Raw genomic sequence first — 10,656 nt, 5'->3', positions numbered from 1 at the left:
ATACATAAAAACGGGATCCCGCAGCCAGGCGGCGCCTGAGGTTCCGCCACCCGCACCGCCACGCAAAACGAGCCTGGAAAAACCTCAATGGAAATCGCGGCCTCGGGTATCAGGCCTGGAGGAGTGCTCGGACTTCCTCGCCCATGATCTTGTCGCGGCCTTCCAGCGCGGTGAGCTCGAGGACCACCGCCGCTGCCGAAACCTCCGCACCGGCCTGCCGCACCAGTCGGCAGGCCGCGCCCAGCGTGCCGCCGGTGGCGAGCACGTCGTCCACGATCAGCACGCGCTGCCCCGCACGGAGCGTGTCTGCGGGCAGCTCCAAGGTTGCCTGGCCGTACTCCAGCGTGTAGCTGACCCGGTCGGCGACCACCGGCAGCTTGCCGGGCTTGCGCAGCCCGATCACGCCGGTGCCGTAGGCCTGCGCGACCGCGGCCCCCACCAGGAACCCGCGGGCTTCCACCCCGGCGACCACATCGAACTCGCAGTCCCGGCCCAGCGCCGAGACCACGGCGCTCAGCCCGGCACTGTCGGCCAGCATCGGGCTGATGTCGCGGAACAGCACGCCCGGCTCCGGGAAGTCCGGCACCTCGCGGATCAGTTCCGCCGCGCGCCGGAGCGCCAGGTCGGAGGTGTCGGTGACCTCGACCGCCGTCTGCTCGGTCATCGGCGCCGCTTCCCGGTGGGACGACCGGACTTGCCCGCCGGGCGGCTCGTCGGCCGCTTCGCCGTGCCCGCACCGGCCGCGACCGCTTGCTTCGGAGCTTCCCCCGGCACCTCTTCACCGGCGGCCTTGGCCGCAGCGCGCTCGCGGCGCTGCTGCACCTTGGCCGCGTGCTCGCGGTACTTCGGCTCGCGCATCTTGAAGTCCACCAGCAGCGGGGTGGCCAGCAGGATCGACGAGACGACGCCGGTGATCATGCCGACAAGCTGGACCAGCGCCAGGTCGCGCAGCATGCCGACGCCGAGCATCCCGGCACCGACCACCAGCAGCCCGAGCACCGGCAGCAGCGCGACGACCGAGGTGTTGATGGAGCGCATCAGCGTCTGGTTGACCGCCAGGTTCGCCGCCTCTGGGTAGGTGCGGCGGGTCAGTCCGAGCAGACCGCGGGTGTTCTCCTTGACCTTGTCGAAGACCACCACGGTGTCGTACAGCGAGAAGCCGAGGATGGTCAGCAGACCGATCACCGTGCTGGGCGTGACCTCGAAGCCGGTCAGCGAGTAGATGCCCGCGGTCACCACGACGTCGTGCAGCAACGCGATCAGCGCCGCCACCGCCATCCACTTCTCGAAGTAGAACGCCAGGAAGATGGTGACCAGCACCAGGAACACGCCGAGCGCGATCATCGCCTGCTGGGTGATCTCACCACCCCAGGTGCCGCTGACGGCGCTGTCGCTGATCACCTGCTCGCTCGGCTGCCCCTGCGCGTTCAGCGGCTGCAGCTTGGTGAACAGCGTCTGCTTGACCGCCTGGACCTGCTCGACGTCCAGCGTCTCGCTGCGGATCTGGATGGTCTGGCTGGCGCCGGAGCCAACGATCTGCACCGTCTCCGCCGGGCGGCCCACGGCCTCCCGGAACGCGTCCTGCACCTGGTTGGTCTCGATCGGGCCCTGCACGCCGACCGCTGGCATCTGCAGCTTCGTGCCGCCCTCGAAGTCGATCCCGAGGTTGAAGCCCTTGAACCCGATCGAACCGATGCACACCAGCACCAGCAGGCCCAGCGAGATGTACCACCGGGCGCGCTTGCCGACGATGTCGAAAGCCCCGGTGCCGACGTAGAGGCGGTGGAAGACGCTCTCGCGGCGGGTGCCTTCGGTACCTGGAGTCGTCACCTTCACGCCTCCTTGGCGGTGGTCGCGGCGGCCTTGCGGGCGGCTCGGTTCTGGTTGCCGAGGCGTTGCACCGCACCCAGGCCGGAGACCGACGGCTTGGACAGGAACTTGCTCTTCGAGGCCAGCACCACCAGCGGGTGGGTGACCAGGAAGACCACGACGAGGTCCAGCACGGTGGACATGCCCAGCGTGAACGCGAAGCCCTTCACCTGGCCGACGGCGAGCACGTAGAGCACCGCGGCGGCCAGGAAGCTGACCGCGTCGGCGGACAGGATCGTGCGCCGGGCCCGGGTCCACGCCCGCGGCACGGCCGACCGGAAGGTGCGGCCTTCGCGGATCTCGTCCTTGAGCCTTTCGAAGAACACGATGAACGAGTCGGCGGTGATGCCGATGGCGATGATGAAACCGGCGATACCGGCCAGGTCGAGGGTGAAGCCCACCCAGCGGCCCAGCAGCACCAGCGCGCCGTAGACAACGCCGCCGGAGAGCACCAGCGACAGGATCGTCAGGATGCCCAGCAGCCGGTAATAGAGCAGGCAGTACACCGCAACCAGCAGCAGGCCGATGCCACCGGCGATCAGCCCGGCCTCCATCGAAGCCACACCGAGCGTCGCCGAGACCGTCTCGGCCTCGGACTGGTCGAAGGCCAGCGGCAGCGAACCGTACTTGAGGATGTCCGCCAGCTCGGTCGCGCTCTGCTGGTTGAAATTGCCGGTGATCTGCGCGTTGCCGCCGAGCAACGCGGCCTGGATCTGCGGCGCCGAGACGACCTCGCTGTCCAGCACGAACGCGGCCTGCTGGCCGACGTTGGCGGAGGTGAAGTCGGCCCAGATCTTGGCGCCCTCGCGCTTGAAGTCCAGCGACACCGTCCAGCCCGGCTCACCCTGCTGCGGGTTCGGCGGGACCGCCTGCGCGGTGGCGACCTCGCGGCCCGGCAGGAACGACGGCTCCAGGACGTACTTGAACGCGCCTTCGCGGTCGCAGGTCACCAGCGGCAGCTTCGGGTCGTCGTTGCCGCGCAGCGGGTCGTCGACCGCGCAGTCCAGCGCCTGCAGCGCCTGGATCTGCACGTTCGGGTCAGTGCTCTGCCGGGTGCGCTTGGCCTCCTCGATCTGGCGCTTCTGGTCACTGGGCTGGTCGCCCTGCTGCTGGTGCGCGGCCTGCGGCGCGGTGCCCGCCGGCGGCAGGGCCTGCACCGGAACCGAGGTGGTGACCTTGCGGAAGTTCAGCTCGGCAGTCTGGCCCAGCTGCTTGGCCTGCTCGCTGCCCTCGCCGGGCACCGTGATGACCAGGTTGCTGCCGTCCTGGGTGACCTCGGACCCGCTGACTCCCATGCCGTTGACGCGAGTCTCGATGATCTCGCGGGCCTGCGCCAGGGCCTCGTTGCTGGGCGGCTGACCGTCCAGGGTGCGCGCGGTGAGCGTAACCCGGGTGCCGCCCTGGAGGTCGATCCCGAGCTTGGGGTACGGCTTGCCGTCACCGGTGAAGAACACCAGCGAATACAGGGCGACCACGATCAATGCGAAGATCGCGAGATAACGCCCTGGGCGGATCTGCCCGGCCGGAGGTGCCACGGCGTTCGTTCTCCTGTCCGGTCTCGAAGCGGTGCACATGTCGTCGTGCTCAGTCGCGCACCCGGCGAAACCTCGGCCGCCCTCTCGCGGTCGGACAGCACAGCCGTCGTCCCCCGAGAGAACGTCTGAGAACCCGCGGGTGGTTCGGGCGCCCGGCCGCGGAGGCCAGAAGCACCACCGTTCAGTCTGACAGGCCCGGCGCGGGCGACACCGCACCGGGTGGCGACCGTACGTAGATCAGCTGCTACGCACGAACGCGGGCCCGGAAGCGCTTCTCCGGTGCCCGCGTCGCTACCCGTTGGGCCACGCCCGCCACGCGGGGCCGCGGTCGGCCCCGGTGCGGACTCCTGCCCGTCGTCAGTTGATCTTCTGCTGCTCGATCGGCTCGGCGATCTCGGCCTTCGACTCGGTCTCGACCTGGGCCTCGGCCGGGGTCTCGTCCTTGACCTCCGCGGCCTCCGGGGCGCCCTCGGTCTCGACCTTCTCGCGGACCGCCTGACGCACCCAGGTGGTGGTCATGCCCGGCGCCAGCTCCAGGTCGATGGAGTCGTCGCTGGTGGCCACGACGGTGCCGAACACACCGGAGGTGGTCATCACGCGGTCGCCGGGGGCGATCGAGTTCTGCAGCTTCTGCTGCTCCGCCATCGCGCGCTTCTGCTTGCGGGCCTGCAGGAACAGCGGCACCGCCAGCAGGACGATCAGCAGCGGAAGAATCAGGGAGTTGAGGTCCATCGTGCTCCGTTCAGCGGACGCTTCGGGGCCCAGCCCTCGCAGTACTGCGCCCGAATTGTTCGGATGTTCAAGCCCCAGTGTGCCAGGTCAACTCGGGTCGACGGGCTCCCGCTGTTGGGAGGACCACCGCGGCCCGCCAGGGCAGGTCCGCGCGAGCCGCAGCCGCGCACGACCCGTCCGATCGGCACCGAACGAGACGTCAGGAGGATAACGTCACGCGTCGATCGCGGACGAGCACCCCGGCTCGTGGCACCGGTCGTCGACACTTGGTGCTCGTTCAGATCCGGTTCTTTTCAGTTCTCGCACACCGTATCGGCGTTTTATCACCATTCGATCACTCGTCGAAGAGCCCGGGCGCGTGCTCCGGCGGAACGAGCCCCAGGTGGTGCCAGGCCGCCGCGGTCGCCACCCGCCCGCGCGGCGTTCGCGCCAGCAGCCCGGCGCGCACCAGGTAGGGCTCGCAGACCTCCTCCACCGTGCTCGCCTCCTCCCCCACCGCGACCGCGAGCGTGGAGATCCCCACCGGGCCGCCGCGGAAGGAGTTGATCAGCGCGCTCAGCACCGCCCGGTCCAACCGGTCCAGGCCTAGCTCGTCGACGTCGTAGACCTCCAGCGCGGCCCGCGCGACCTCGCGGGTCACCGCACCGTCGGCGCGCACCTCCGCGAAGTCGCGGACCCGGCGCAGCAGCCGGTTGGCGATGCGCGGTGTGCCGCGCGAGCGGCCGGCGATCTCGACGGCGCCGTCGTCGCGCAGGTCCACGCCGAGGATCCCCGCCGCGCGGCGCACGACGAGTTCCAGCTCCTCCGGCGCGTAGAACTCCATGTGCGCGGTGAAGCCGAAGCGGTCGCGCAGCGGACCGGTCAGCGCGCCGGACCGGGTGGTGGCTCCGACCAGCGTGAACGGCGCCAGTTCCAGCGGGATGCTGGTGGCGCCGGGCCCCTTGCCGACCACGATGTCCACCCGGTAGTCCTCCATCGCCAGGTAGAGCATCTCCTCGGCGGGGCGGGCGATCCGGTGGATCTCGTCGATGAACAGCACGTCGCCCTCGGCGAGGTTGGACAGCATCGCCGCCAGGTCACCAGGCCGTTCCAGGGCCGGACCGGAGGTGACCCGGATCGCCGAGCCCAGCTCGGTGGCGATGATCATCGACAGGCTGGTCTTGCCCAGTCCGGGCGGGCCGGAGAACAGCACGTGGTCCGGCTGATCGCCGCGCCTGAGCGCACCGTGCAGCACCAGCTCCAGCTGCTCGCGCACCCGGGCCTGGCCGACGAACTCGCTGAGCTTGCGCGGCCGCAGCGTCATCTCGACGTCCTGGTCGGACGGGTTCTGGTGCGCGGCCAGCGAGACGCCGTCGCTGGACCAGTCGGCCTCGTCGTCCTCGTGCATCTACGACCTCAGAGCTTGTTGGTGGTTGCGTTGCTTGAGTGGTCGCTCAGCGGAACCTGAGAGGTCCCCTGGACTGCGGGTGCCCCTCCTGATGTATGACCAATACACGACAGAGGGGCCGTCCTCGCCAGAAAACCTCTCAGAACCCGCCGGTGGTTGCCCTGCGCAGGTTGTCCAAGCCGCCGCTTCCACAAGCGCGGACGACATACGCCGACAGGCACTCACTTCGGCCCGAGCGTGGCCAGCGCCTTGCGCAGCACCGCGGAGGTGTCCAGGTCGCCGTTGCCCGAGGCCAGCACGGTCTCGACGCTCTGCTCGGCTTGCTTGGCCGAGAAGCCCAGGCTCACCAGTGCTTCGGAGACCTCCGTACGCACCCGGCCGTGGTCCACCGCGGCAGCCGGCTCGGCAACCCCGGCCACCGCACCGACCTTGTCGCGCAACTCCAGGATCAAGCGCTCGGCGCTCTTCTTGCCGATGCCCGGCACCTGGGTGAGCACCGTCAGGTTGCCGTCGGCCAGGGCGTGGCAGAGCTGGTCCGGCGAGAGCACCGCGAGCGCGGCCAGCGCAAGGCGCGGACCGACCCCGGACGCCGTCTGCAGCAGGACGAACAGATCGCGGGATTCGGCTTCGGCGAAGCCGTAGAGGGTCAGCGAGTCCTCGCGCACGATCAGCGAGGTCCACAACCGGAACTCCTCGCCCCGCCGCAGCCCGGCCAGCGTGACCGGGGTGGCGTGCACGGCCATGCCCACGCCACCGACTTCGATCACGGCGTGGTCCAGTCCGATGGACAGCACCGGACCTCGCACCGTGGAGATCATCGGTCAACACCTCCTACTCGTGCCGGAATCCCCGGCATCGTTGCGCACCGCGCGTCAGCTGCGTGCATCGCGTCCCCCAGCGGCTTTCGCGGCGGCTTTGAGCCGGGCCTTGTGGTTGCGGGCGAGTTCGGCCGCCTTGGCCTCGGCCTGGGCCAGGCGGTTGGCCATCGGCGCGCGCCACAGGTGGCAGACGGCCAGCGCCAGGGCGTCGGCGGCGTCGGCAGGCTTGGGCGCTTCAGCCAGCCCCAGGATCTTGGTGATCATGGCGGTGATCTGCTTCTTGTCCGCCCGGCCGGAACCGCTGATGGCGGCCTTGACCTCGCTGGGCGTGTGGAACGCGACCGGCAGGTCGCGGCGCGCGGCCAGCAGCGCCACGACGCCGGAGACCTGCGCGGTACCCATCACGGTGCTCACGTTGTGCTGGCTGAACACCCGCTCGATGGCCACCACCTCGGGCTGGTGGCGGTCCATCCACCGCTCCACCTCGTCGGCCACCGCACGCAGCCGGGACGGCAGTTCGTCCTCCGACGGGGTGCGCGCGACACCGACGGCGACGGGCGAAACCGACCGTCCCCGGCCGCCGTCGACCACGCCGAGCCCGCAGCGGGTCAGTCCGGGGTCGATTCCCAGCACGCGCACGATGTCACCTGCCCAACTCGGCCTGAACACTCGTTCGAAACCTTATCGAACCGCGACGACAGCCCTCCGCACCGACACGCGAACCACATCCCCCACCCGGGTGAATCAGGGGCCGTCGGTGCCCGGGGTCCAGCTCTCCGGGAGGCCGCTGTCGGTCAGGACCGGCTGGTACTCGCGGAACCCACCGGGAGCGTCCGGCTGCCAGGGGAACTTCGCGCCCTCCGGGCTGGAGACGATCAGCTGCACCGCCGGGAAGTCCGGTCCGCTGTAGACCAGGAACGCGCTGCCCAGGTACTCCGGGTAGTGCTGCAGGGCGACCTTCTCGAAGGTCACCGGGCAGCCCTTCAGGAAGCCGTCGTAGAGCCTCCCGGGCACGAACCGCTCGCCCTGGCCGACCTGCTGCACGTAGGTGTTGACCACCGCGTTCGCCACTTCCTCGGGCAGCCCGATCACCACGACCTCGGGCTTGCCGAAGCGCCGCCACGCGCCGACCGAGAAGGCGTACTGCGCACCGCGCTCGTCGCCGGGCACGTGCATCACCGCTGCGCCGTGCTTCTCAGCGGTGTCGACCATCCACCGGCGCAGTTCTTCATCCGTCTCAGCCACGATCGCCATTGTGCCTGCGAAGAAAACCGCTCCCGCCAGCGCCCACGAGAGGCACCGACGGGAGCGGTTCGGACACTCCTGGTGTCAACGACGAGACTTACGCGTTGACCTCTTCGAGCACCGCGTCGTCGACGTCGAAGGCCGCGAAGACGTTCTGCACGTCGTCGCAGTCCTCCAGCGCGTCGATCAGCTTGAAGATCTTGCGCGCGCCTTCGGCGTCCAGTTCGACGTTCACCGCCGCGAGGAAGTTGGTCTCCGCCGAGTCGTACTCGATGTCGGCGGCCTGCAGCGCCTTGCGCACCTCGACCATGTCGGCCGGGTCGGAGAGGATCTCGTAGCTCTCGCCCAGGTCGTTGATCTCCTCGGCACCGGCCTCGAGCACCGCCGAGAGCACGTCGTCCTCGCTCAGCCCGTTCTTCGGCAGCAGCACGACGCCCCGGCGGGTGAACAGGTAGGCCACCGAGCCCGCGTCGGCCATCGAGCCGCCGTTGCGGGTCATCGCGGTGCGCACCTCGCCCGCGGCGCGGTTCCGGTTGTCGGTCAGGCACTCGACCAGCACTGCGACACCGTTGGGCCCGTAACCCTCGTACATGATCGTCTGCCAGTCGGCGCCACCGGCTTCCTCACCTGCGCCGCGCTTGCGGGCGCGCTCGATGTTGTCCATCGGCACGGAGTTCTTGCGCGCCTTCTGGATGGCGTCGTACAGGGTCGGGTTGCCGTCGGGATCGCCCCCGCCGGTGCGGGCGGCAACCTCGACGTTCTTGATCAGCTTCGCGAAGAGCTTGCCGCGCTTGGCGTCGAGGGCGGCCTTCTTGTGCTTGGTGGTGGCCCACTTCGAGTGGCCGCTCATCTCTCCTCCGTCTTTACTTCGCCTGCGCTGCCGCGTTCAGCCGCGCGCGGACGATCTGTACGAAATAGCGGTGCACGCGTTCGTCCCCGCCCACCAGCTCCGGGTGGAAAGCGGTGGCGAGCACCGGTCCCTGCTGAATCGCGACGATCCTACCGACGGCGGCCGACCGCTCGGAGCTGTCCGGATTTTCCCGGACCTCGGCCAGCACCTCGACCTCCGCGCCCACCTTCTCCACCCAGGGTGCCCGGATGAACACCGCGTGCACCGGGCCGTCCGGAATTCCGGTGAAGTCCAGGTCGGCCTCGAAGGAATCGACCTGGCGCCCGAAGGCGTTGCGCCGCACGACCACGTCCAGGGCTCCCAGCGGCCGAACCGCGGGCAGGTCCGGGTCCTGGTCCACGACCTCGCGCGAGAGCATGATCATCCCGGCGCACGAGCCGTAGGCGGGCAACCCGGCGGCGAGCCGCTCGCGCAGCGGCTCGTAGAGCTCGAAGGTGTCGAGCAGCCGGGTCATCGTGGTGGACTCCCCGCCGGGCAGGACGATTCCGTCCACCTCGGCGAGCTCTTCGGCGCGGCGCACCGGGCGCGCGTCGGCCCCGCAGCGCTCGAGCGCGGCCAGGTGTTCGGCCACGCCGCCCTGCAGGGCCAGGACACCGATCACGGGGTTCGTCACATCTCCGATTGTCCTGCACTCTCCTCGACAATCGAAGACCGGGACCTGCGGACCAGCCGCCAGCCGACGAACAGCGCGATCACTACAACCGGCACCGCGTAGAACGAGGCGCGCACCGCGAGCTCGTCGGAGAAGGCCGCCAGCACCACGATGCCCAGCAGGAACACCAGGACGATCCAGTTGGTGTAGGGCGCGCCGGGCATCCGGTAGGACGGGCGGACCAGCTCGCCGCGCAGGGCGCGCTTGCGCAGGCGGGCCTGCGCGATCAGCAGCGCCGACCAGGTAGCGATGACGCCCAGCGAGGCGATCGAGGTGGCGATGTCGAAGGCGTCCTTCGGGACCACGTAGTTGAGCAGCACGCCGATCAGGAACACCGCGCCGGTGAACAGCACCGCACCGTAGGGCGCGCGGCGGTCGTTCATCCGCTCGGTGAACGAGGGTGCCTCGCCGCGCATGCCCAGCGAGCGCAGGATCCGGCCGGTCGCGTACAGGCCGGAGTTGCAGCTGGACAGGGCGGCGGTGAGCACCACGAAGTTCATGATGTCGCCGGCCCACGGGATGCCGAGGCTGGAGAAGACGGTCACGAACGGGCTCTGGTCTCCGTTGTAGGACGTCCACGGCAGCACCATCGCCAGCAGCAGCACCGAGCCGATGTAGAAGACCGCGATCCGCCACACCACACCGTTGATGGCGCGCGGCATGATCTTGGCCGGGTCGGCGGTCTCACCAGCGGCGATACCGGCCATCTCCATCGAGGCGTAGGCGAACATGACGCCCTGCATGCTCATCAGCACCACGGGCAGCCCGTTGGGCGTGAACCCGCCGTGGTCGACGAGGTTGTGCGTACCGGCGGTGGTGCCGCCGACCTCGGCGCCGGTGACCACGAGGGCCAGGCCGACGAACAGGAAGGTGACGATGGCCAGCACCTTGATCACCGCGAACCAGAACTCCAGTTCGCCGAACAGCTTCACCGACAGCAGGTTGACCACCAGCAGCACGGCCAGGCAGATCAGCGCGGTGATCCACTGCGGGAAGGCCGGGAACCACTTCCCGATGTAGATGCCGGCCGCGGTGATCTCGGCGATGCCGGAGCCCGCCCAGTTCAGGAAGTACAGCCAGCCGGCGGCGAATCCGGCCCACGGTCCGATGAACTCGCGGGCGTATTCCACGAAGCTGCCCGCCACCGGCCGGTACAGCACGAGCTCGCCGAGGGCGCGCATCACGAAGAACGCCGCGATGCCGCACAGCAGGTAGGACACGACCAGAGCCGGTCCGGCCTGGGCCATCCGGCCGCCAGCTCCGAGGAACAGGCCGACACCGATGGCCCCGCCCATGGCGATCATCTGGACGTGCCGGTTCTTGAGCCCCTTCGCGTAGCCCTCTTCGGTGCCGCGGTCGAAGGTGTCGGGTGTGGCGACCATGGGGTGTGGTCCTCCGTGGCGGGAGCCGGAAATGTCCGGACTCAATGCGTTCACCCCGGCGTGTGAGTGTGATTACGCCGGATGGGACACGGAGGACCTTAAACAGTGGCGTCCGAAGATCAACGC

The 10,656-nt window shown here is 69.4% G+C and carries 11 protein-coding genes; all 11 read right to left on the bottom strand.

Annotated elements, in window-relative coordinates:
• Positions 1 to 109 precede the first annotated feature (109 nt).
• A complete protein-coding gene (locus ACWCO2_RS29360; RefSeq protein ID WP_450131024.1) occupies positions 110 to 664 on the bottom strand; it encodes an adenine phosphoribosyltransferase in 555 nt (184 codons plus the stop codon).
• The gene (gene secF, locus ACWCO2_RS29355) at positions 661 to 1,836 is read right to left on the bottom strand and encodes a protein translocase subunit SecF (RefSeq protein WP_450131023.1); all 1,176 of its coding nucleotides are present in this window, start codon (positions 1,834 to 1,836) and stop codon (positions 661 to 663) included. The genes ACWCO2_RS29360 and secF overlap by 4 nt, the downstream gene beginning before the upstream one ends.
• A complete protein-coding gene (gene secD, locus ACWCO2_RS29350) occupies positions 1,833 to 3,404 on the bottom strand; it encodes a protein translocase subunit SecD (RefSeq protein ID WP_450131022.1) in 1,572 nt (523 codons plus the stop codon). The genes secF and secD overlap by 4 nt, the downstream gene beginning before the upstream one ends.
• Positions 3,405 to 3,761: 357 nt before the next feature.
• Complete coding sequence (gene yajC, locus ACWCO2_RS29345; RefSeq protein ID WP_450131021.1) at positions 3,762 to 4,136, bottom strand: preprotein translocase subunit YajC; 375 nt, start codon at positions 4,134 to 4,136, stop codon at positions 3,762 to 3,764.
• A 334-nt stretch (positions 4,137 to 4,470) separates the two neighbouring features.
• Positions 4,471 to 5,523 (bottom strand): Holliday junction branch migration DNA helicase RuvB, encoded by a 1,053-nt coding sequence (gene ruvB, locus ACWCO2_RS29340; RefSeq protein WP_450131020.1) that lies wholly within the window; start codon positions 5,521 to 5,523, stop codon positions 4,471 to 4,473.
• A gap of 221 nt (positions 5,524 to 5,744) precedes the next feature.
• Positions 5,745 to 6,341 carry a Holliday junction branch migration protein RuvA gene (gene ruvA, locus ACWCO2_RS29335; protein WP_450131019.1) on the bottom strand — a complete coding sequence of 199 codons (597 nt, stop codon included), beginning with the start codon at positions 6,339 to 6,341 and terminating at the stop codon, positions 5,745 to 5,747.
• Between the two features lie 54 nt (positions 6,342 to 6,395).
• On the bottom strand, positions 6,396 to 6,980 hold the full coding sequence (gene ruvC, locus ACWCO2_RS29330; RefSeq protein WP_450131018.1) for a crossover junction endodeoxyribonuclease RuvC: 585 nt from the start codon (positions 6,978 to 6,980) through the stop codon (positions 6,396 to 6,398).
• 105 nt (positions 6,981 to 7,085) lie between these two features.
• Positions 7,086 to 7,595 (bottom strand): DUF4262 domain-containing protein, encoded by a 510-nt coding sequence (locus ACWCO2_RS29325; protein WP_450131017.1) that lies wholly within the window; start codon positions 7,593 to 7,595, stop codon positions 7,086 to 7,088.
• Positions 7,596 to 7,683: 88 nt separating this feature from the next.
• Positions 7,684 to 8,436: a YebC/PmpR family DNA-binding transcriptional regulator gene (locus ACWCO2_RS29320; RefSeq protein ID WP_450131016.1), complete on the bottom strand. Its 753-nt coding sequence runs from the start codon at positions 8,434 to 8,436 to the stop codon at positions 7,684 to 7,686.
• Between the two features lie 13 nt (positions 8,437 to 8,449).
• Complete coding sequence (gene pdxT, locus ACWCO2_RS29315; protein WP_450131015.1) at positions 8,450 to 9,109, bottom strand: pyridoxal 5'-phosphate synthase glutaminase subunit PdxT; 660 nt, start codon at positions 9,107 to 9,109, stop codon at positions 8,450 to 8,452.
• Positions 9,106 to 10,530, bottom strand: coding sequence for an amino acid permease (locus tag ACWCO2_RS29310; RefSeq protein ID WP_450131014.1), 1,425 nt, complete (start codon positions 10,528 to 10,530; stop codon positions 9,106 to 9,108). Before ACWCO2_RS29310 ends, pdxT begins: the two co-directional genes overlap by 4 nt.
• Between the last annotated feature and the right edge of the window lie 126 nt (positions 10,531 to 10,656).

This window comes from Saccharopolyspora sp. NPDC002376, assembly GCF_053593195.1.
The sequence above is the reverse complement of the archived record's forward strand: the minus strand, read 5'-3'. Positions and strand labels throughout refer to the sequence as shown.

Coding starts and splice junctions, on each gene's coding strand:
- ruvA (WP_450131019.1), bottom strand. CDS start 6,341: ATGATCTCCACGGTGCGAGGTCCGGTGCTGTCCATCGGACTGGACCAC.
- ACWCO2_RS29320 (WP_450131016.1), bottom strand. CDS start 8,436: ATGAGCGGCCACTCGAAGTGGGCCACCACCAAGCACAAGAAGGCCGCC.
- ACWCO2_RS29360 (WP_450131024.1), bottom strand. CDS start 664: ATGACCGAGCAGACGGCGGTCGAGGTCACCGACACCTCCGACCTGGCG.
- ruvB (WP_450131020.1), bottom strand. CDS start 5,523: ATGCACGAGGACGACGAGGCCGACTGGTCCAGCGACGGCGTCTCGCTG.
- ACWCO2_RS29310 (WP_450131014.1), bottom strand. CDS start 10,530: ATGGTCGCCACACCCGACACCTTCGACCGCGGCACCGAAGAGGGCTAC.
- yajC (WP_450131021.1), bottom strand. CDS start 4,136: ATGGACCTCAACTCCCTGATTCTTCCGCTGCTGATCGTCCTGCTGGCG.
- ACWCO2_RS29325 (WP_450131017.1), bottom strand. CDS start 7,595: ATGGCGATCGTGGCTGAGACGGATGAAGAACTGCGCCGGTGGATGGTC.